The organism is Streptomyces cavernae (genome assembly GCF_004023625.1).
In the GTDB taxonomy this organism is placed as follows: domain Bacteria; phylum Actinomycetota; class Actinomycetes; order Streptomycetales; family Streptomycetaceae; genus Streptomyces; species Streptomyces cavernae.
Genome location: NZ_RPDJ01000057.1, coordinates 17256 through 39167, shown reverse-complemented (window position 1 = coordinate 39167; position 21912 = coordinate 17256). Strand labels below are relative to the sequence as shown.

Sequence of the window (21912 nt, the reverse complement as noted above, 5' to 3'; positions counted from 1 at the left end):
GCTCCGCGACGGTTTGTAACGCCGCTCCGCAGCGTTACGGGCTAGCTAAAGGGAACGGGTACCGGCCCCCGCTGGCGTTACATAACTGTGGAGTGGCTGGCATCGTTCTGAGGATGTGTCGTCAGGTCGAGCTTTGGTGCTCCTTTATATCTCTGAGCTGCAGTTTTATCTCTTGGGGCGCTCAATTGCTGGTGGCGAGGGTGGAGCTTGACTTGCGTTCAAGCGCCCTCCGGGCGCCCCTCCTACCCCTAATGTGTACCCATTGTGTAACGCTCTCAAGGTCGGTACATAATTACGTAACGGCTACTCTACGTGATGGGAGTAGTGGTCTGGACCTTTTGAAAGATTCGATGCTTGAAAGAGGTGACAGGAAACCTCACAGAGGGATTCTGTAACTCGCCGAGAAGGCGGCGTACATTTCTGGTGCATTCATTCGCGTTACATTATCTGTTTTCTGGTGGGGTGTTGGGTATTCTGTACCGATTCTCTCCGGATGGTGTTCTCCAAAGGGAATCATTGTGTCGTGAAGTAGAATATCAGAACCTAATTCAAGGCTCGTTTTTCTTGTACTCGGGTTTCTTTGGTCGGTTCTCGTGAGGTGTGTGTGGTAGCTGGTGGGAGGCCCGTAGGGCCTTTGTGTCTTCCGCCGGTTTCGTCGCCGTGGTCCGCCCAACGGTGCTTTCGAGCAGTCTGGCGGTCGGCATGAGACGGAACCGTTTACACCATCGTCATCAGCCCCCCGCGCCTGACCGCGCTCGCGTCCCGGACGCGTTGCCGGCCCGCGTCGACAAGTTCGTCGCGGGCCACGCCCTCGGCGCGGCGCCGTACGACGCTCACCCCCGCCAGCCCGCGCCCGCTCGACGGCCTCCACGCCCGGCCGGTCACACGAAGACGATGGGGTAGAGATTCCGCCCGGAACAGCCCGTCAACAACCTTACGGGAAAGGCAGGTTGCTTCTGGACTGGCGGTCCGGGGCTGGTGGTCGGCGTGAGAATGGCATGGCTCTTCGTCGCTTATGCCAGCAACGAGTGAGCACCACCCGTCAGCGTCAATGACCAGGTCACCGCACTTGCGCCACCGACGCCCAGACGACGACGTTCAACCGCAGACCATCACAAGTTGCAACTAAGCGCAATGTGAGTGATCTTGTTGGTATGGCGGCCGAGCATCCTCGCTTCTCGTTGGTCGCCGCCTCGCAGCACGAGGGCCAAGCGCATCTTCCGTTTCTCGATGAGGCGGCACGGGATCTGGATGCTGTCCTGCGTGACCCGCTGCGGGGAGCCTGCGCGCCCGCTCTTACGGATGGCGGTCCCCTTCTGGTCAACGCGGGTAAGTCGAAGACGTACGACGCGGTCGCCGGCGCTGCCGAGCGGGCCTCAAATGGCGGCCTGCTCATCCTGGCCTGGATCGGGCACGGCTTGGCCAGCAACGGAAATTTTTACGTCCTACCGCATGGCTGCGCGCTGTCCCTCGGCCATTCACATGGCCCTTATGGCCTCACTTTTCACATCAAAGAACTTCTCACCAGCCACCCCCGACTCAGCCTCATCTTGCTAATCGACGCCTGCTTCTCCGGCCAAGGCGCTGCAGAGGCCGCGACCAGCTGGGTTGATCTGGACAACGATCTGCGCCGCCGGTTCCAGGTTCTAACCGCAGCGAACATCGAGGATCCTGCGTACGACTGCGCCTTCAGCCGTGCCATCGCCGCTCGGCTGCGCACCGGTCACATCGCCTGGGGCGAGACGCTGACGGGCACGGACCTGAAGCGAGAGGTCGAGCGAGTGGAGCGGAGGCAACAGCCCGCGCTGGTCACCCTTGACGGTAGTAAGGCTAGACCCGAGCTATGGGTGGCACACAACGCTGCTCTGGGGGCGAAGACTGGATCCCTTCCGGCGTTCTCGCCAGCGGATCTAGCGATACTGCGCCCGGCGCTGCGGTTCTTCCGTCCGACCCCGCCGCTGACGGCGGTTGTGGCCGCTTCTCGTGCGCATCGGTATGTGGTGGTACAAGGCCCTGCCGGCTCCGGCAAGACCACGACGATCGGCGCGCTGACCCGGCCCGAGGTCGCGCCGAACGCAGTTCCTGAAGGCTTCGTGAACGCCCTGCGGCTGTTGAAGTCGAACGAGGACGCCGGGCGCGTCGCCCGCCACCTGGCCAAGCAACTGGCCGGCACCGTAGACGGCTTCCGCCACGCTCAGACAGTCTTCCAGACGTCCGTGCCCAGAATCGAACTGGACCGGATGACCGGAACCGAGCGGTACCTGCTCGGCCCGCTGCGGCATCTGCCGGCGGGCACAGAGGTGCGCATTATCCTCGACGGTTTCGACCAGCTCTCCGATGTTTCTGCCGAGGATTTGCGAGATCTGCTGGGCCAGGTACACGTACTCTCGAGGGGCGGTCCAGACGTGCGATTGGTGGTCTCCTCGCGCCCTGATGTCACACCGCACCCATCGGCGTACAAAGTCTCAATGGATAAGGCTCCCGAGTCGGAATTGCGCGCCTACCTGTCCCAGCGGAAGGTACAGCAGCAACTGCATGATGCGGTTGTGGCGAGCAGCAGCGGTGGCTGGCTGGTTGCCTCGCTGCTGGCCGACTATGTCACTCGCGTTCCCGACCTGGAACCCAAAGACATCCCGTCCGGGCTGGCCGCCGTCTACGACGGCATCTTCGACCAGGCCCTGGAGGGAGGCGCGGCATGGGACGAGGAAGAATCGGCACTACGGGCTGCACTCACAGTTCTGGTCGCGGCTGGCCCGGGGGCAGTACTCCCTCTGCCCGCGCTCCTAGACGCCTGCCAGCGGCTGGGCGTCCCCAGCTTGGATGAAGCAGGGCTGGGAAAGTGCTTGGCCCCCCTCCGCCGCTACATCATGCGTGCAGCGGCAGGCCAGGGCACGTCATCCACAATGCTGTACGGCCTGTTCCACCAATCTCTGGTGGATTACCTTGCCGGTGCGCTGCCCACAGGTCCGGGCGCGTACGGGGTCGATGTGGTCGCTGGACACCGTGCCTTGGCCTCATCTCTTGCCACCTTGGCCGCGGGGGACAAACGCACCCCCGCCAACGCTCGAGAACCGCTTTACGACTATGCGGAACGCGCCGAACCCGACCACCTCTGGCGCTGCGGGGCATACAAGCAGATCATCCATAGTCTCAAGGCCCGCCTATCCGCCGTGCCGAGGGAGAACCTCCAGCGATGGCAACGTTGGCACCAGGAATTCACCCAATTTCTCGCCCCTGACGACCCAAACACCCTCACCGCCCGGCATGAGATTGCATACTGGACCGGCGAAGCCGGGAAGCCCGACGATGCCTTGAAGCTATATTCCAACGTCCTCGAGGACCGCATTCGCGTCCTGGGACCCGATGACCCCGATACCCTCGCCACCCGGCACGGCATCGCCCGCTGGACTGGGGAAGCGGGGAATCCTGACGAGGCTCTCAAGCTGTATACGGAACTCTTTGCTGATGCCAAACGGGCCTTGGGGTCTGACCCCCTCCTCTTCCTTGTTCGTCATGGCCTGGGCTTCTGGACCGGCGAAGCGGGGAAACCTGAGGAGGCCTTGAAGCTATATAAGGATCTCCTCAACGACCGCATTCGCATTCTGGGACCCGATGACCCCGATACTCTTGCCACCCGGCACAACCTTGCCCACTGGACTGGGGAAACCGGGAAGCCTGAGGAGGCCTTGAAGCTATATAAGGACCTCCTCAACGACCGCATTCGCGTCCTGGGGCCCGACCATCCCAGCACCCTCGCCACCCGGCACAACCTGGCTCGCAGGACTGGGGAAACCGGGAAGCCTGAGGAGGCCTTGAAGCTATATAAGGACCTCCTCAAGGACCGCATTCGCGTCCTGGGGCCTGACCATCCCAAGACCCTCGCCACCCGGCGGGCCATCGCCCATTGGACCCGGCAGACCAGGGGTCGAGAAGGAACCTGATCCTTCGGGAGCGAAGGCCCTGGTCGACCCACAGGGTCAGGGTGGCGGTGAGGCCGCCCCGGCGGGCGTTGTCGCAGCACAGCGCGTGGCGCGGGGAAGGGCGGGACACGGCGGGAGGGCGTTGACGGTGGCGTCGGTTGCGGTTAGGCGTCCCGCCTCCGACGTGGATGAAACAACCGCGAGCTTTGGGGTCGAACGAGTGAGGCCGTCGAGGCGAACAGCACCTTAGGCAGATGACGACGCTAGCCGCGGTTACGGTCATCGTGTGCCGCGCACTGCGGATGGCAGCTGAGAGAGGCGTGGATGAGCCGGATCGTGCTAGTGCATGGTATGGGGCAGGAGCAGGAGTCGGCGGACAGCCTCGAGGCAGCCTGGCTGCCGGCCCTTGCTGGCGGAGTACGTACCGCCGGTCAGCCGGACCTGGCGGACCGACTCTGGCGGCAGGGAAGGCCGGGGGACCTGGAATGCCGGATGGCCTTCTACGGCGATCTGTTCCTGGCCCAGGGGCGGATGGGCAGTGGGCAGACGGTAGACGATCTGACACCGCAACAGCAGGATCTGGCTGCGGCGTTGGCTGTGGAGTGGCTGCGGCAGGCCGAAGAACGCGCACCACTAGAGGAGGACCGGGACGAGGCGTACCGGCAGTTGCATGCCTTGGACACCGAGGCTCCAGGGCGGATGGGGGTACGCGCGTCAGGACGGCCAGTCCTCAACGCCCTCGCGCGGCTGCGCTGGTTCGCCCCAGCTGGCATGGCGTTCGCAGAACGCTTCGCCGACCGGTCACTGGCCCAGGTCACCCGCTACCTGACCGAGGAGGCGGTGCGCGAGGAAGTCCAGGAGCGTATCGCCGCCCACATCGGGCCGGAGACATTGGCAATTGTGGGTCACTCCCTCGGCTCGGTGGCGGTCTTCCAGGCCGCGCACCGGCTGGAGCGCAAGCTGCCGCTGCTGGTGACGCTCGGATCCCCACTGGGGCTGCGGACATTGGTATACGACCGGTTACCGGAGGACAAAACAGTGCCGGAGCGCGTGCAGCGCTGGGTGAATCTCTCAGACCGTGACGACTTGGTTGCCGCTGTCCTAGACCTTCGGAAACTGTTCGCCGACCCGCGCGGGGTCCTGAATTCGGACTGGACACTGAACACTGGCGCCCAGCCCCACCGGGCACAGTCCTACCTGACCAAGCCGCAGACCGGCGCCGCGATCGCGGATGCACTCGGATAGCAGCCACCACTATTCATGCGGAGGGCCGAAAGTCTCCCTGCGCTCGGCTTGACCGAGCCGCACGCGTCAGCAGCCAAAGCCATCCTCACCCTGGAGAGGCAACGCTGAAAACGCTCACTGCGCTTCCCGAGACGCTGCGGCAGCAAGACCGAATGGCTCACCGAGACGGACCTCGCCACCGCCTACCGCGCTCGCTTCACGACGGCCGCCGAACGCGACCAGCGCCTGGCCGACGTCGAGGAAGACCTCGTCGATGCACTCGCCGACCGCACCACGCCCCACCTCATCGTCACCCTGGCCCCGAGGCACCGATTCAGCGTACGGAGCTCTATCTCGGCCAGGGGCACCGACCTTCGGACGCCCTGCCGTCGGCCCGCGACGGCTCATCGTGCCGGAATCTGCCGGATACCGCACCGCCCGGGCCGAATTGCACGAGACGGTAGCGCTGTCATCGGGCTGGGCCTCCACACCCACCAATCACGCTTGCGCGGCAACGACGTAGACCTGCAGTTCGCCGAACCCAGCGATGTCGTCTACCAGCTGCTGTGTGGTCTCCCCTTCCTCGCCGGCCACGCACGCGACCGTGCCGGAGCGAGCGGGATCGCGCTCGTCAAAGCCGCCCTCGTAGCGGACATGGCGGAGCACCCCGTGCGGAGGATGACCATCGACCTCGACCGACCGGATGCGCTCCCGTTCCGCGTCGACCCATTGGACTCCGGCCTTGTTGGCGCTCCTTGAAATCGGCCACCCCTGCTCGTCCTCCTCACTTGGTTGCGGGCTCAACCAGGGGGCGGGTCCGCCTGATAGCTGCCAGATTCGGGAGCGTCGCGGACTGTCCAGGGTGGCCGTAGGCCATCGCGTCAGCGACGCTCGAAGAGCGCCCTTGACCGGCCGTGGCGCTCCCGCACACTCGAAGGCCGGGGACCCGCTTCATCGGCATCAGCTACCTCGCGGGGTGGGGAACAAGAGCAGGTCTGGGGAACGAGCCGAGCACAGGTGGGGAATTTCAGAGATCCTCATCAGGCTCCGGACAGCGCGCCCAACTCAGCACGCAGACCTGCCAGTACGCCGAGGCCCACGCTGCCGTGATTCTGGACGAGGTAGTCGATCAGGGTCGCGGCCTGCTGGAGGACACCGCGGCGCTGGCCGACGAGTTGCTCCAGGCCTTCGGTTATCCCGAAACCGGCCTCATCACCCGTGCCGGTGAACTCCGTCCCGACAGGTTCAGCGTCCGTAACGCTGGGGCCGTCGCCGTCTGGGCGCGGCAGCAGGGCCTGCTGGCCTGACGACCTGCAGGTACCCGAAAATTGGACACCACGCCCAACCATTCGGGATCTACGCTGCTCGGATGGCGCGTTCATGGACGCGGCTGCACGATTATCTCGGCTATCCGCTCGGACCGGTGACCTACGACATGGTCGCCGAGGCCGGTCAGGCCGGCCGCGGGCGGTCGTGTCAGGCGCCGATGCCGATGTAGGAGACGTAGGTGTAGGCGCCCCAGTCGGAGTCGAGTTCGGCGATGATGTCGTCCCAGAGGTCTTCCATGGTGTCGAGGTCGCTGGCTACGAGGGCGTCGACGGCGTCGTTCCAGATGTAGCGGACCTGCCGGTGCTGGATCCTCAGGTTGTCGCGGCGGCGTGGCTCGTCGACGGTGGTCTGGTTGACGGGGTGGATCTCGATGCGGGTGCCGCGGCCGTTGCGGTTGAGGTGTTGCTTGAGGGCGCCGGGGTTGGTGAGCACGTTGTGGGCTCGTAGGTTCCAGTAGGCGGTGTCGATCGCTTCGAGGTTGGCTGGGCGCGGGCGCTGGGTGCCGCGGGTCCAGGCGCGGATCGTGGCGGGGGTGGCGTGGATGCCGGCGTCGGCCAGGGCTTGGGGGCCGCTTTTGGTGGTGGTGAGGTAGCGCATGCGGGCTTTTAGGCCGCGGCGGGTGTCGACTGGGGATTTGATTCCGCCGTCGATGATCATGCGTTCGAGGGCGTCTTCGAGGGCGCGGGCGAGGGCGATTTTGCCGTGGACGTTTCCGGGGTCGCGGTCTGCGCCGTAGTTGCCGAAGTTTTTCCATCCGTCGGTCGACATCTATCGGGTGCTCTTCCTCGGCAGGGGGTATTGGTCTTTTTGTTTCATCTGGGTGGTGAGGCGGCCTTCGGTGAATACAGTGCGCCAGTCGCCGGCTACATGGAGTTCGTCGGTGCCGCGGACGCGGACGACGGTCAGGCCATTGCTGTGGGCTCGGTGGGATTTATACCAGAGGTTAGCGAATGCCTGGGAGCGGATGATGTGCATCCAGTCGGGTCGGCGGATGTCGCGATTGGCGCTTGATTCTCCGATGGTGGAGGTGAATTTTGAGTACATGGCTTTGATGTATTCGACGGTCACCGTGTCGTCGGCTTTGATGGCGTTTGTGCGGACCTCGGTCAGGACGCGGCGGAATTTTTCCAGGAGGCCTTCGCTGGTGCCGGAGGTCCAGCGCTCGGTGATGTGTGGGGCTTCGCACAGGCCGAGGCGGGCACAGCGGATGAGTAGGCGGATGGTGGCGTCGTCGAGGAGGACGGGGCCGTCTTCGCGGCGGTTGCCGATTGGGTCGGGCAGGTGGGGATGGTGCCAGGTGGGGCGGGTGGGGAGACGGTAGATGCCGGAGCGTTTGGGGTCGAAGCCGCCGTTGGGTTCATGGATCAGGGCGCCGATGGGCAGGTGGGTCTTGAAGGCGGACAGGAAGCTGGCGTTGGTGTCGAGGGCGTTGACGGTGATGGGGGGGTGGGTGCCGTTTTGGAGGGCGTCCATGAGGTGGGTGTTGGTCCAGTTGTGGCGGCCTTCCCAGATTTCGTCGGCGCCGTCCTTGGTTTTCTTTCGGAGGAATTCGAGGGTTTCCGGGTAGACGGTGTGCTCGTAATTTCCGCCGACGCGGGTTGCTTCGAACAAGGCCATTGCGTTCGGTACGGCCTTTTTCACCAGGGCTTCGGTTGCGGCGGTGATATCGCCGTCGTGGTCCTGGAGGGCTTCGTCGACGGCGCGGGTGATCATGCCGGTGAAGTAGCTGTAGTCCCGGTTTGCGTAGCCGCCTTCGGGCGGGGGTGGGGCGGGGCGGCGGGGCGATGGCCTGGGCGGGGCGGCGGTGTGGGCTGCCGGGGCGGGCTCGGTGGGCGTGGGGTCCGGGGGTGGGCTGGTGGGGGCTTGGACAGGCGCTTGCGAGGTCTGTGCGGGGGTGTGCGGGGTCGCGGCCGGGGGTGGGGGTGGTGTCTGTGGCGCTGGGGTGAGAGGGACGGGGCTGGCGTAGGGGTGGGTGGGGTCGGTGATGCGGGCGTGGGCGAGGTCGGCGTGGAGGGTGAGGGTGGCCTGCGGGCCGAGGTCGCGTTCGGTGATGGTGGCGTGGATCTGGTCGGCGTCGCGGGTCAGGGTGATGGTGAGGTCGAGGCTGAGCGCGGCAATCAGGTGGGGGTCGTCGGTGTCGACGGCGGCGAGGACGGGGAGCTCGTGGGTGCGGGCTAGGTGGGCGAGGGCCTGGGCGGCGTCGGTGATCTGGGCCGGGCCGGACAGCGGCAGTCGGGGGTCTTCGGTGGTCTGGAGGCGGTCGACCACGATGAGGGCCAGGCCGGGCAGGTCCGGGACGCTCTCGGCGATCGCGTCGGTGGTCAGGTCGGTGCCGTCGTCGATGTACAGCGGGGCTGAGGCCAGGTGGTGGTGGAGAGCTGCGGTGTCGTCCTGCTCGGTGGGGGTGAGGCGGCCGGCTCGCAGGCGGCGGTAGTCGACGGGCAGGTGCGCGGCGACGATGCGTGCGGCGATGTCGGCGCGGGTGAGTCCGGAGGCGGCGTACAGGACGGGTTGGTGCTGGTCGAGGGCGCTGGTGCGTGCGGCGGCGGTAGCGACCAGGCTGGATCCGGCGCCTGGTGCTGCTGCGACGAGATAGAAGCGGCCGGGCTGGAGGCCGCCGAGGGCGTCGTCCAGGGTGCGGATGCCGGTCGACAGGCCCATCAGGGGTGTGGGTGTGGTGGTTTCACCGGTGGAGACGGTGGTCGGGAGGACGGTGTCCAGGGCTTGCGCGAGTGCGGCCAGGCGTCGCGGGGTGCGCGGCGCAGTGAGGGCTGGTGTGCCGCTGGCAGGGACGGCGGTCTCGTGGCCGGTGCCGGGCGTCGCGGGAGTGAGGGGCGACGGGCCCGGCTCGGGCGGGGCCGAGGGGTGCGCGGGCAGGGCAGTCGGCGGTGTGACCGGGTGCTGGAGTGTCGGAGTGCTGGGTGTGGGGGTGGCGGGGGTGGGGGTGGCGGGGGTGGGAGCGGTAGCGGCTGGCGAGCCGGTGCGGGTGGTCGCCGGGGCTAGGGTGGTGCCGGGTGAGGCGGGGGGTGTATTGGCAGGTGCAGGCGTGTCTTGGGCTGCTGGCGCCGGTTCCGGCTGCGGTTCTGAGGGCGTGGTGGGTGCAGCGGCCGCTTCGGCAGGGGGAGTTGTCGGCGCGGGTGCGAGGTCTCTGGCGGCCTCGGCTTCGGCTGCTGCGGTCGGAAGGGGGTTCTGGACTGCTTGCTGGCCCTCAGGGGGTGTTGTGACGGAGTCCGGGGCTGCTGTTGCAGCCGGAGCTGCTGTGTCGGGTGCGGGCTTGGCTTGAGGTGCGGGCGAGGTGGGGGTGCCGTCCGCGGCTGCGGCGAGCAGTACGGCGACGGGGGTCTTGTGGCGGCACAGCACCTGGGGGTGGCCCTCAGCGCCGTACTGGATTAGATCTCCGAGCTTTTTGCGGGCGTCCGCGAAGCTGTGGGTTGGGGCTTGGGTGAGGTCCCAGCCCAGTTCGGTTGCGTGGGCGGGGGTGGTGAGCAGTGCATGGTGCGGGCCGCGCGTCAGGGGTGTGGGGTGCCCTTCGATGGCGGCGTTGATCAGCTGCCGGAGTGTGCTGCGGGCCTCGTGCAGCGTCGCCGGGCCGATGCGCGCCAGGGCGTGTGGTGTTTCCGCGTCAAGGGCAGTGGAGGTTGTTCCCAGCTCGTCCAACGGGCCCTCAACTGACTCGGGTTGGCTGTCCTCGCCGTGTCGGCGGCCTGCGTCTTCGGAGGCTGTCTTGGCTTCTGCGGATGGCGTGTGAGGTGTCGGGAAACTCAGGGGCCAGTTGCCCGCCCAGCGCGGAGTCTGGTCGGACGGCTCCGTCGGGGCTGCAGGCTGGGAAGTGTGGGCGGGGTTGTCCGGCACGGCAGCGCCGGAAGACGCCTCACCGGCGGTGTGGGACGAACGCGAGGAAGGCACCCGGGGACTCCAAGAGCAGAAGCGGCAAGCGAGTTACGAAGGGAAGGTCGGGCAGTCGGCTCGGCAGCGGCCGCCAGCAGATGCGGAACGACCGCGCCACCAAGAATGTAACGCTACCACCCAGCCTAGCTGACGTTACATAATATTGGGCGGAATTATGTAACGCCGAGGTGGGAGTCGCGGGTGCCGCGCCACGGGCCCGGTCCTGCTCCGGAGGGTGACGATGAGCGGAGGACGGCAGGCCGTCAGCTCGGGAGCCGTCAGGCGTGATCGACACCGCGCCCGGCGGGGGTGCGGAGGGCGGCCTGCTCGGCGGCCTCGTCTTCGGGCTCATCGTCCTCGTACGGGTCGTACAGCCAGTCGTCCGCGACCCGCTGAAACGCCCTCTCGCGCATCCGTTCCTCGTAGTCCTCGTACGTCTCGTCCGGATGGATCTGCCCGGTACGGCGCTTGATCTCCTCGTCGCGCTCGCGGCGTTCGAGGTACTCCTGCACGGTCGGGTCGGCGTCCGCGCGCACGTACCCTCCCCACCGCCGGGGAGGCTCGGGCGGTCGCCGACGGTCCTCGATACGGTCGAGGACCGCGTGCCGCTGGGCGGTGTCGGCGGCGCTCACGTTAAAGGCTTGCAGGAGCGCGGACAGTTGCTCGCGGCTGGGCAGGACCTTCCCGTTCAGGATCAGGTGGGCTGTCGAACGCGGCACACAGCTTCCGTCGGCCTTGGTCGCCTGCTCGATGGCGTTGTAAGAGGGCTGGCCTGCCCGCAGGCGCAGCCGGGTCGGTTCCTGGGCCAGAGATGCCTAGGCCCTGTCCGGCCGGGCACGTCGTGCCCGGCCGGACAGGGCCGGCTTTCTCGATCGCGGCTGCCTTCCACAGGCTCCGGGCTTTCGCTTCCCGCCACTGCGTGGAGTAGCTGCCGGGGTCACCGGTTGCACGGACGTAGGCGAGGACGGCTTGAGCGGGGGCAGGTGTGTGCCGCGGGCGGCCTGGCTGAGGGTGAAGGCTCCTAGGCGGCACGAACGAGGAGCAGATCGTTCGCCTCGCCGAGGCGGCCCAAGACCTTTGGGCTCTCTCCGAACCGTTGTGTGCATCGCTCCAGGTCGCGTCACGATGGGGAGCACCAGAATCGTTGACACCCTGGACGAACGGCATCCAGTCCTTCGTCGCGGCGGCGGTCAAACCGGAAAGCGGGAATTCCGCGCTCATTGGTCTTCGACACATCCCGGGCATGGTGAGCATCATGACCGCCGCGCTCGCCTGTACGTCGAGTGGCAACTGGGCCAACCTCAAGTCACTTGTCGTCGACCCCTCGGTCAGAGACCGCTACGAACAGAGGCCGGCGCCGGTCCTTGACATGACGGACCCGTACCAGCCGTTCGGCAGCACGGACTTGACCGCCAACGCCCTCGCACGCGCCACGACGGGGAGGGACTTGGGCGACTCATTGAAGGACTTCACGGAACGCAACAACGGCCGGTATCACACGCCGATTGCCGAGTGGCTCCACCACCTCCTTCGCCCGATCTTCTCGGATCAGTTGCCGGACGATGACACATACAGCCGGAGTTCGACCGGGCCAAGGCAGTGCTCGGGGTGCTCGCGCAAGACGTGACGAACGTACGTGCGGCCACAAACCCGAACGGACGGCCGTGGAGCCGTACCCACTAGAACGGGCGCTCGACGTGGCGGTCCGAGAGCCACAGCAACCCAGTCGCCGACCTTGTGTACGATTTCGAAACTCAAGGCACCCAGTGGGCCCCTCTCAAGGGCGGACTGTTCGGCGGCAACGAGGACCGCGCCCGCTCTGCGTTGGAGGCCTACCAGACGTCCTTCAACAAAGCCGCGGGTCGGTTCCTGTAAGGGGTGTGCCAGATTCTTCGCATCGGATTCAGGCCCTGATCCCCGAGATGGGGCGTGTGTCGATGGATGCCGAAGCGTGACAGTTGAGCAATGTGTCTCACGTGCGGAGCTTCAGGTACCGTCCTTGGCTCCTCACAAGGCAGGATGGTCTTCGCACAGTAAGGCCGGGGGAGGCTCGTGGTGGGGACGGCGAATCCGCAGCTCGTGTTCGTTCACGGGATCGGCGGCCTCCGCGACGCGGAGGCGGAACAACAGCAATGGCTTCGAGCGTTGGCCACCGGCGTGCGGGCCGCCGGACGGGCAGAGTTGGTCTCAGCCCTCACCCAAGGCTGGCTTGCGGACGTGCGTTTCGCCGACTACAGCGATCTGTTCAACCCCCGGGGAGCCCAGGGAGGCGCGCCGGGCGGTGAGTTGGACCCGTCCGACGAGCAGGTTCTCTCCGGCTTGTTGGAAGCGATGGTGGATGAGCTCGCCGAGCAGTATCCACCGGCTGCCGGTACGCCTGACGCCAGGGTCATCGAACAGGCCCGGCATCATATCGATGCGCTCTCTTCCGGCAGTAGAGCGCAGGGGGTGGGCGAGTTCGCGCGGCGACTGGTCTGGGTGACCACAACGCTGCTCCAGTTGCCCGGTCTTCGCCAAGGTGCGCAATGGGCAAACGGTCAGGCGTTCGCGCTGCATCTCTCCCAAGTCGCACGCTACTTGAACCGACGCGGTGACAGGGCCGCGCTGGGCTCGGCCATCCGCTCCCGGGTGCTGGAGGGACTGGATCCCGCTCGTCCTCTCGTCGTGGTCTCGCACTCCCTGGGCACCGTCGTGGCCTACGAAGCCCTGCACGAGTACGAGGGCGCGGTCGCGCTGTGGGTGACGCTTGGTTCCCCTCTCGCGCTCGGCGGCGTGGTCCTGCAGCGTTTGGTGCCGCGGCCGCCGTCCTGCCCGGGAGTGGTGGAGGCGTGGCACAACTTCTGGGACCGAAACGACGTCGTGGTCGGACGTCCACGGCTGGCGGACTGGATCGCGCCGAGCGGCAGAGGGGTGAAGGCGCAGACTGCGCCCGTGAAGTCCGGTGGGGTGTGGACCCATACAGCTACAAAGTACCTGGAACACGCGGAGGTGGCCGGGCCGATCGCTGAGGCTCTTCTGCCGTGACAGGCCTGGTCACATCAGCGGCACCCCGCCATGTGCTGGTGATCGGTGCCCAGTGCAGAGGTGCGGAGGAACTGCCGGGCCTGGAAGACGCGGCGCGCCGTCTCCACAGGGCGCTGGTGGACCCGGATCTCGGTGCCTGTCTGGACCGGGGTGAGGGCGAAACAGGGTCATTGCTCGTGGGCACTGCCCTGGGCAAAGAGGTTGTCGGAAAGGCGTTCGCGGCTGCAGCCGACCGGGCCAAGGAGGACCGCGGCCCGCTCGTCCTGGCGATGCTGGGCCATGGAATAGGTGGCTGCGGTGGCCCGCTGTACTTCGTCACCTCGGGCAGCGCGCAGGACGGAGCGATCCACCAACTGGATGTGGCGTCCACGATCGGTGCGGCGACGAACGAGAACGGACTCGATGGTCTTATAGCCATCGTCGACACCTGCCACGCGGCCGCTGCGCTTCCGAGCCCGCAGTCCGCGACGGCCGGGATCCAGCAGGGCAGTGTACGTGTGTCGGTTCTTTTCGCCGCTTCCGCTCATCTGCCGGCATGGGACATGAACCTGAGTGTCCAGCTTGCCGAGCTGCTGGAGAACGGAGTGGCGGATGCCCAGGAGTTCTTGGCTGTCGACGCCCACTTGATCAAGGAACTGCGCAGCCGTATCCGCACCCAGGAGCCCGGTGGCTTCGTGTTCGACGGCGCCCCTGGGTCCGGTGAATCGCTGTGGTTGGCCCACAACGTCCAGGTCCTGCGACGCTCGGCCAGCCCTCTCGGTTCCGTGGCATGCGAGAGGTTGCATAAGCTGCTGCGTCCACTGGAAGGCACGGAAGGCATCCACAGCAGGGAACGGCTGACGGACTGGCTCGACGGGCTGGGAAAGGAACATCTTGGCCACCCCGCCGTCCAACGCGTCCTGGAGTTCAATCGTGATCTGGGCACCTGCGCGTACGCCGTCGCTGTCCTGGAGGAGACCTTCGGGGATGCTCTGACCGACGACTTGCTCCGCAAGGCGGCGGCACGCGCCCGATTCCCCCTGGAGGTAGTGGTCCGGGTGCCCTGCCCTTCCCTGCGCGATCTGGTGGAGCACGCGGTCCTCGACCAGCCAGCCGTCGTCGCCCCCGCAGGACAACGCCTGACGCTGGTGCATTTCGCCGCCGCCCTTGCCCACCTGATCAGTCCAGAGGATGTTCTTCCGCAGCAACTGACCGCCTGGGCGGCCAAATCCGGTGCCGCCGCCGCTCTGAACAGTCGGCTGAAAGAACTGAGCGGGGCGACACCCCGCCTGGTCCTGGTGGCCGCCGACGACGGCGGTGAGGACGTCGTCCGTGTGGACGCATCGCTTCTCTACGGCTCGGCCGTGGTGCACACCGCAGAATTCCCGTGCGAGCCGGGGCCGGTTGGCCTGGTGTCTGCGCTGGAGGGTGCCCGGGGATGGGCACTGTCCTGGCTGGGAGCCGCGGGCGAGCGGCTGGTGCACGTCGATGTGTCCGTCCCAACCGTTCTGCTTCTGGATTCCTCGCCGGAGGAGTGGCGAGTGGTCCGCAAACGGCGGATGCTGGGCGTCGATTACGACGTCACCACCCGCTGGTCGGGGCTCCTGACACCTCCGTCCGGGGTCAGCCTCGACGACATGCTGCACGCCGGAAGCCAGTTGCTGTCCTCCTTGCAGACCAAGACTCAGGCCGGACCCTCGTGGCTCGACTCCGATGACCTCAGCAGCGTTGAAAAGTTGCAGGAGTTACTCGACCGTCGTCGTATGGGCGGCTGCGTGTGGGGAGTGAGCACCCTGCCGGAGACGGACTTCGACCTCATGCTGGAGGAACTCCTCGTCCACACCCCGGCCTTGATCTGGCCCCGGCGTGGGAGTGTCCCCGACGCGCAAGCGCTTCAGGATGCTGTCGCGGAGCACTGGGAGTCGCTGCCGGAGAAACTTGTCCGCGCCTTCCAGAAGCGGCCGGAGAACAGCCTGGGCGAGGGCGTTCTCGATCACCTGGCTGAGATCCGTACGACATGGCACGACGCGCACTGGCAGCACTTCTGCCAACGACGCGCCGGCCGGGCGGTCGTCGCCCCACAAGACGTGACGCCGAAGGAGCAAGCATGAACTGGACGCCGTACTACACGGGTACGGGGAGCATCCCCGAGCAGCCTCAGACGCTGCCTCCCCCGCCTCCGTGGCGCGCGCCAACGGGCAAGGCTGGCGCAGCAGACACAGTGCCGTCGCTTTCCCCGGCGAGCACCTACCAGGCGGACCCCGGACTGGTCGATGCGGTCAACGCCGCACTCCATCTGCGTCGGCCCCTGCTGCTGACCGGGTCGGCCGGCTCGGGTAAGTCCTCCGTCATCGAGCAGATCGCCGCCGAACTCGGGCTCGGGAGTGTGCTGCGCTGGCACATCACCTCCCGCAGCACCCTCGCCGACGCGCTCTACCGCTACGACGCCCTGGGCCGCATCCACGCCTACAACCTCCGAGCCGTCGACCGTCCCGCCGCCTCCAGGAACGGGCGGGCTGCGCGCCGCGCCACCCGCGCCGCGCACGACGACATCGGGGACTTCGTCCAACTCGGCCCTCTCGGGACCCCTTGGTGCCCGGCCGCCTGCCCCGCGCCCTGCTGATCGACGAGATCGACAAGAGCGATCTCGACCTGCCGAGCGACCTCCTCGACGTTCTGGAACGCGGCCGCTTCGAGATTCCCGAACTCGCCCGACACTCAAAGAGGCACGTCACCGTCCGCACCACAGATCCGGGCGCCCGGCATGAAATCAAGAACGGCCTGGTGGAGTGCGAGGAGTTTCCGGTCATCGTCCTCACCAGCAACGGCGAACGCGACTTTCCCGCCCCGTTTCTGCGGCGCTGCGTCCGGTTCGACATGCCCGTCCTCACGGTCCCGACCCTCACGAGCATCGTCGAGGCCCACTTGGGGAAGGTCGAGGAAGACACCACCCACACCCTGGTGAGCGCTTTCGTGGACAGGCTGAATCGCAGCGAGAACCTCGCTGTCGACCAGTTGCTGAGCGCCGTCCATCTCCTGCGCGGCGACCGCATCCAGGACGACGAGCAGCGGACGCGGCTGCAGGAGCTGCTGCTGCAAGGGCTCGGGCGTGGCTGAGAACCGGGCCGCACGGCTGCTGGCCGCCCTGGCCCATACCGGCCTGGGCGACCTCAGCGACGGCGCGGAGGGCGACATCCGGGATGCCCTCGACGCTCTTCTTCTCGCCGCGGCCAGATCCGGCATCAGCCGGACCAGTAACGTCGCCACCGATCCGGCTCCGGCCGACGAAGAGGCACCCGCCGAGGCGTCCCTTCAGTCCGAACCGGGAAGGGGCGACTCCTGCGACGATCCGCCCGCCCCTGAATCAGATTCGGAGGCAAGCGCTCCTGGGACCGCCTCGGTCTGGCTGAAGAACGACAGCAGCACCCACTCGATCCCCGGCCGACCCCTGAGCATTGGCCGCGCCCCGGCCCTGCCGAATGCTCTCGACATCGGCCGCGCCCTGCGCCCCCTGCGCCGCTTCCGGCCGTCCCGGGTTCACCAGCGTCTCGACCTGGGCGCCACCGTCGATCACTACACCCGCACCGGTGTGCTCATCCCCCAGCTCGCGCCTGCCGCAGAACCCTGGCTAGAGGTCGTCGTAGTCGTGGACCGCGGCACCTCCATGGCCGTCTGGGACGAGACCTCACGCGCACTGACCAAGATGCTGCGCACCCTGTCCGCCTTCCGCAGCGTCCACGTATGGCGCCTCGAACACCCGCCGCAGGCCCCGCCTGTACTCCACAACCATCACGGCCAGCCGCTCCCCATAGACTCGTCCGACCCCCGGCATGTCCAGCCGGACCACCGGCTCCTGCTTGTCGTTTCCGACTGCGCGGCTCCCGCCTGGCGCCAGAACGACCTGTGGCAGACGCTCCACACCTGGGGCCGCACCGCCCCCGTGGCCTTGATCAACCCGCTGCCCAAACGCCTCTGGCAACGCTCCGGCCTCGACCTGCCACGGACCACCGCAACCGCCTCCGTCCCGGCATCCCCCGGACGACTACTCGCCTACCGCCGTCCCCGCCTCTTTCGCGACGACGTCCCAGGGACACAGCCCTGGCAGGCATTGCCCGTATTGCAGATGGATGCCCACCAGATCCTCGCCTGGGCACGCGCCACGATGCGCACCGACCCGAGCGGCTGCGAGGCCGTCCTTGTACCGGCCTCAGGACGCGTCCCCTCCAGGAACCGCAGTCCGCGACCGAATGCCGCCTCGTCCGGTGCGCCGACAATCGACGCACACGTCACAGCCGCGGCCGGGGCCTTCACGGACAACCTGCGCTCCCCCGCCGTCCGCCTGGCGATCGCCGCCTCGTCACTCGAGGCGTTCACTCTCCCCGTTCTCGACGTGATCCGTGAGCGCATCGTCCCCGAAGCCGCCCTGGCCGACACCGCGGAGTTCCTCACCGCCGGCCTGCTCACGGCGACCCGGCACGAGGAAGCGGACATCGTGTACCGGTTCCACCCGGCCGCGGCGAACCATCTGCGCGGACTGCTCAGCCGCGACCAGGCATGGGACGCCCACTTCGCCCTCACCGACCATCTCGCAGCCCACCCTCAGGCCCCGCACGGAATCGTCGCCGCACTGCACTCCCCCACCAGCCAGGAAATGCTGCCCACAGGGCTGCAGCCCGTCGCCCAAGCGGCTGCGGCAACGGCACGTCTCCTCGGGATCGAGTCCACCGAGCCGCGCTCCGGCCCGGACGAACAGGCCAGCCCCGCGATCGAGTCACCCGATGAAGAGGAGACTGACGCCCGGCAGACTCCTGCCCCGGCTATCCCAGACGATCTCCCAGGGCCGGAACCAGACGTGGCAGTCGCCCCGGACGGCCCCGGGGCCAACGCGGCAGCCCTGTTGCTGCACGTCCACCAGCACGACATGCTTGATCGTCTGAAAGCCCAGCGCGAGATCCACGGCCGGCACCGTAACCTCGTCGTGGCTCCCCCCGGCACCGGCAAAACTGTCATGGCCGCCTTCGACTATAAGCACCTGTGCGAGCAGCACCAGCGGGACCTGCGACTTCTCTTCATCGGGGGCACCGTGGTAGCAGTGCACCAGGCGCACCAGGTCTACCGAAGCGTCCTCATGAGCTCAGAGTTCGGAGAATCTCTGTACGGCGGAGAGTTCCCCAAACGTTGGAATCATGTGTTCGCCACTTGGCAATCCCTCGACCGGTTCACGAACGAACTGCCACCCGATCACTTTGATGTGATCGTCATCGACGAGTCCCACGGGGCAGGATTGCCGGCTTTCGCCAACGTCCTGGAGCGCTTCGCGCCGATGGAGTTGCTCGGCCTCTCGGCGGATCCCGAGCGGACGGACGGCTCGAGCATCCACGACGTGCTCTTCGAAGGGCGTATCGCTGCAGAGATGCATCTTCGGGACGCTCTGGCCAGTGGCCTCCTATCTCCCCTCCACTACTTCGGCATTGCGGACGGTACCGACCTTCAGACACTGGACTGGAAGCAGGGAGCGTACGACGCGGCTTCGCTGAAATCCGTTCTGGACAGCAACGGCGCACGAGCGCGGCTGGTTATCAAGGCCATCCGGGACACGATTCCTGATGTGAAGGCCATGCGAGCCGTGGGCTTCTGCGTGTCCGTGACACACGCCGAATTCATGGCTCAGTTCTTCCGCTCCGCCGGTCTCCGTTCCATGGCACTCACGTCGGCGGCTCCCCCAGCAGAGCGTGAGCAAGTAGTTTCCTCTCTCAAAAACGGCGACTTGCAGGCCATCTTCTGCGTCGAAATGCTCAGTCACGGCTCCAGCATCCCTGAGGTGGACACACTGCTCCTGCTGCGCCCGACGTGGAGCGGTGTGCGGTTCTTGCAGCAGCTGAGTGTCGGCCTTGCTCGCTCCCCGGGCAAGCGCGTACTCACCGTGCTCGACTTCATCGGACACCACCGTAAGGAGTTCCGCCTCGACAACCAGTTCCGGGTCATGACGAATCTGACGCATATTCAGCTGCTCGACCATATCGAGCACGGCTTCCCCCGACTCCCCAGCGGCTTGGTGATCACCCTTGACGAAGTGGCCAAGGCTCTCGTCGTCGACAGCCTCAGGGAGCAGATGCGGGGCGACGTCACCGACGCGGCGGACGGCAGCCGCCGAGTAGATGAGGGACAACAGTCCTTCGGGGAGCAGCTGGCGATGCCGGCTGCGGATCTATTGGCGGACACCGAGCCGACTTCCGGCCCACCGGCAACGGATCAGGCTTTCGATCCGTCCCCGCGTGTCGTCATGCTGAGAGGGACGCGCGGTGTGGACACAGACACTTACGCCGGCATCATGCTGACCCCCCGTCTCGTGCTGACGCGCACTCACCTGTCGGATGAAGAGGGACTGCGGATCGTACGCACGGACGGCACGGAGATCGCTTGCCGAACCGTGTGGAAGAAGACCGGAGCCTTGGACGCCGCCCTGGTACTCACGGGCGAGAACATCCTCGACAGCGAGGATTGGGCGCGGCTCCTTCCGTCCAAACTGAAGTGGGGGCGCATGCCCGCAGGGCTTGTGTCACCCGTGGCCATCACCGGCTTCGGGCGATCGGGCTATCGGACTGAGCTACATGGGCAGGCACGGCCCGACGCTGGGATGCTCAGGATCGAAGTCACCGAGCGCGCCACCGCAGGAATGTTGGCAGGAACGTCGGGTGCACTGGTGTCCTGCGACGACTTTTTCGTGGGAATGGTCGTCCGGCGGCACCTAGAACGCGCCGAGCTCATAGCAGTGTCTGCGGCTTTCCTCCTCCAGGACGAGGGGTTTCGCCAGACACTGGCAGCATTCATGACGACGCCGTATGAGCTGGAGGGCATAGGAAGCGAGCCGCCCGCCGACTCCTCAATGAGACCCTCTGCCGTATGCCTTGCCGTCGAAGCGCACACTGTCAGAGGCCGACGGGACAGAGACACTCGCCGCCGGGAACTGGAGTTGACGCACGCCATCAGGGATTCCCTGACCGAAAGCCTGCGCCGCGCAGGTATCGACGGTGTAGTCGCCGAGGAAGCCACAGCTGATGCGAGAGCAGACCTGCTGGTGATATTGAACGGATCGACGGCCGTGCGGGACATGGGTCGAGTGCTGGCCGAAATGCAGACAGCCGCCGCCACGCATTATGTAATGCTCGGCGTCGGGGCCTCCATTGGCGAGGTGACGGACACGCGTCTGGGTCTTTCCGGCGAAGCCGTATCGGAGGCCGCCCGGCTTGCGAGCAACAGGTTCTTCCGGGAGGAGTCCAACCGAGCAGCGCGCTTCCCCGACTCACCCTTGTACTTTGCCGTGTCAGACACCCTGCGCATCCTGATCGCGGAGATGCTCGAGCCGGACTGGGAGAGCCGGTTTATGCCGCTCGGACCACATGTCCGAGCGGACCCCGAAGCCGGCTGGCGGTACGAGGGTTCCGTCGAGCAGCTGGGAAGGGTGCTCGCCGCTGATTCGGCACCGAAGAGTACGCCCGTAACGGCCAGTTACTACCGGAGCCGGCTGGACACGAAGAACAAGGCCCGGGCCGACGCAGATAGGAAGGCCAGCGAATTCCGCAGGAGGGAAGCCGACCGGCGGGCAATGGCCGTAAGAGAGCGGGCGGCCGCGGACAGGACGAAGAACGCCAACAGCCAGTCGGCCAGGCTTCGCAACGCGCAGCGGTATGACGACCAAGCGGACATGGCACTCCGTGATGCGCAGATTTGGAGCGCAAAGGCAGCCCAGTACGGCAAAGAGGCGGCGGACCTGGGGGCTAAGCTCAGCAAGGCGGAGCGGGCCTCGCGCCGCGCTGCTACCGGTGAGGGTGCGATCGAGAACGATCAGTCGACGGCGGAGGGACACGTACACACCGTGCTGAAGGAGCTTCGCGCCCCGAAACCGGAGAAACTGCGAGTGCTGCTGCTGGGCTCCGCCGCTGACGGCGACCTGCGAGTGGGACGGGAACAGGAGAGGATCCGTGTGGCCGTGCAAAGCGCCACCCATCGTGACCTGGTCGAGCTCGATGCCCACCCGGCTGCGACCGCCGACGTGTTCCTGAAGGCACTGACCCGGTTCCGCCCGCACGTTGTGCACTTCACCGGCCAGCGCACACAGGACCTGATCGCCTTCGAGCAGGAGGAACGCGGTTTCCACAACCAAGCCATCGTCAGCGTCGATGCCTTCGCACAGGCCATCGCGGCGGTCAGCGACAAGCCGCTGATCGTGCTGCTCAACTCCTCCTACTCCCCGGCCCAGATCACTCGCCTTGTCGACACCGTCCCGTTCGCCATCGGCATGTCCGACTCCATCGGTGATGTCGACGCCATCACCTACGCCGCCCGGTTCTACGCCGCTATCGCCGACGGCCAGTCCGTCCGGGCCGCTCACCTCGTCAGTCAGGCTGCCGTCGAAATGAAAGGCCTGCCCGAACACGATCTGCCGGTCCTGACCTGCGCAGCGGACGTCGACCCCGATGCTACGAAGCTGGTGACACCTCCTCCGGTGTGATGCTTCGGGAAAAAGCGAGTCTCGAGCGGCACGCGT

16 protein-coding genes are annotated in these 21912 nt (G+C 66.6%); 11 read left to right on the top strand and 5 right to left on the bottom strand.

What is annotated here, in order from left to right; all coding sequences use genetic code 11:
• Nucleotides 1-717: 717 nt before the first annotated feature.
• Nucleotides 718-885: a hypothetical protein gene (locus EF387_RS46920; RefSeq protein ID WP_155589826.1), complete on the bottom strand. Its 168-nt coding sequence runs from the start codon at nt 883-885 to the stop codon at nt 718-720.
• A 269-nt stretch (nt 886-1154) separates the two neighbouring features.
• Here EF387_RS46920 and EF387_RS42380 point away from each other — a divergent pair, with 269 nt between their 5' ends.
• Together EF387_RS42380 and EF387_RS42375 are read left to right on the top strand one after the other, a co-directional pair.
• Nucleotides 1155-3941 (top strand): tetratricopeptide repeat protein, encoded by a 2787-nt coding sequence (locus tag EF387_RS42380; protein WP_128381937.1) that lies wholly within the window; start codon nt 1155-1157, stop codon nt 3939-3941.
• 303 nt (nt 3942-4244) lie between these two features.
• A complete protein-coding gene (locus EF387_RS42375) occupies nt 4245-5165 on the top strand; it encodes an alpha/beta hydrolase family protein (protein ID WP_128381936.1) in 921 nt (306 codons plus the stop codon).
• Between the two features lie 114 nt (nt 5166-5279).
• On the opposite strand, the gene EF387_RS42370 is transcribed toward EF387_RS42375, so the two are convergent.
• Nucleotides 5280-5474, bottom strand: coding sequence for a hypothetical protein (locus tag EF387_RS42370; RefSeq protein WP_128381935.1), 195 nt, complete (start codon nt 5472-5474; stop codon nt 5280-5282).
• 174 nt (nt 5475-5648) lie between these two features.
• On the opposite strand from EF387_RS42370, the gene EF387_RS42365 reads away from it, so the two are divergent.
• The 3 genes from EF387_RS42365 to EF387_RS49570 all read left to right on the top strand — a co-directional run bounded on the left by EF387_RS42365 (nt 5649) and on the right by EF387_RS49570 (nt 6642).
• Nucleotides 5649-5903: a hypothetical protein gene (locus tag EF387_RS42365; RefSeq protein ID WP_128381934.1), complete on the top strand. Its 255-nt coding sequence runs from the start codon at nt 5649-5651 to the stop codon at nt 5901-5903.
• A 347-nt stretch (nt 5904-6250) separates the two neighbouring features.
• Nucleotides 6251-6451: a hypothetical protein gene (locus tag EF387_RS42360; RefSeq protein WP_128381933.1), complete on the top strand. Its 201-nt coding sequence runs from the start codon at nt 6251-6253 to the stop codon at nt 6449-6451.
• Between the two features lie 62 nt (nt 6452-6513).
• On the top strand, nt 6514-6642 hold the full coding sequence (locus EF387_RS49570; RefSeq protein WP_274388987.1) for a hypothetical protein: 129 nt from the start codon (nt 6514-6516) through the stop codon (nt 6640-6642).
• On the opposite strand, the gene EF387_RS42355 is transcribed toward EF387_RS49570, so the two are convergent.
• From EF387_RS42355 to EF387_RS42340, 3 genes are all read right to left on the bottom strand, one after another.
• Complete coding sequence (locus EF387_RS42355) at nt 6621-7241, bottom strand: hypothetical protein (protein ID WP_128381932.1); 621 nt, start codon at nt 7239-7241, stop codon at nt 6621-6623. The genes EF387_RS49570 and EF387_RS42355 overlap by 22 nt on opposite strands.
• Nucleotides 7242-9134 carry a DnaB-like helicase C-terminal domain-containing protein gene (locus tag EF387_RS42350; protein ID WP_128381931.1) on the bottom strand — a complete coding sequence of 631 codons (1893 nt, stop codon included), beginning with the start codon at nt 9132-9134 and terminating at the stop codon, nt 7242-7244.
• A 1505-nt stretch (nt 9135-10639) separates the two neighbouring features.
• Nucleotides 10640-11080: a hypothetical protein gene (locus EF387_RS42340; RefSeq protein WP_128381930.1), complete on the bottom strand. Its 441-nt coding sequence runs from the start codon at nt 11078-11080 to the stop codon at nt 10640-10642.
• 425 nt (nt 11081-11505) lie between these two features.
• Here EF387_RS42340 and EF387_RS42335 point away from each other — a divergent pair, with 425 nt between their 5' ends.
• The 6 genes from EF387_RS42335 (at nt 11506) to EF387_RS42315 (ending at nt 21876) form a co-directional block, all read left to right on the top strand.
• On the top strand, nt 11506-11988 hold the full coding sequence (locus EF387_RS42335) for a hypothetical protein (RefSeq protein ID WP_128381929.1): 483 nt from the start codon (nt 11506-11508) through the stop codon (nt 11986-11988).
• Nucleotides 11989-12416: 428 nt separating this feature from the next.
• Complete coding sequence (locus tag EF387_RS42330) at nt 12417-13385, top strand: magnesium transporter CorA family protein (RefSeq protein ID WP_238432014.1); 969 nt, start codon at nt 12417-12419, stop codon at nt 13383-13385.
• Entirely contained in the window at nt 13382-15475 is a 2094-nt protein-coding gene (locus tag EF387_RS42325) for a vWA-MoxR associated conflict system protein (RefSeq protein WP_128381927.1), read from the top strand. The genes EF387_RS42330 and EF387_RS42325 overlap by 4 nt, the downstream gene beginning before the upstream one ends.
• The gene (locus tag EF387_RS49830; RefSeq protein WP_338058160.1) at nt 15472-15987 is read left to right on the top strand and encodes a MoxR family ATPase; all 516 of its coding nucleotides are present in this window, start codon (nt 15472-15474) and stop codon (nt 15985-15987) included. Before EF387_RS42325 ends, EF387_RS49830 begins: the two co-directional genes overlap by 4 nt.
• Complete coding sequence (locus tag EF387_RS49825) at nt 15957-16481, top strand: hypothetical protein (RefSeq protein WP_338058159.1); 525 nt, start codon at nt 15957-15959, stop codon at nt 16479-16481. The genes EF387_RS49830 and EF387_RS49825 overlap by 31 nt, the downstream gene beginning before the upstream one ends.
• A complete protein-coding gene (locus EF387_RS42315; protein ID WP_128381926.1) occupies nt 16474-21876 on the top strand; it encodes a DEAD/DEAH box helicase in 5403 nt (1800 codons plus the stop codon). The genes EF387_RS49825 and EF387_RS42315 overlap by 8 nt, the downstream gene beginning before the upstream one ends.
• Nucleotides 21877-21912 lie beyond the last annotated feature (36 nt).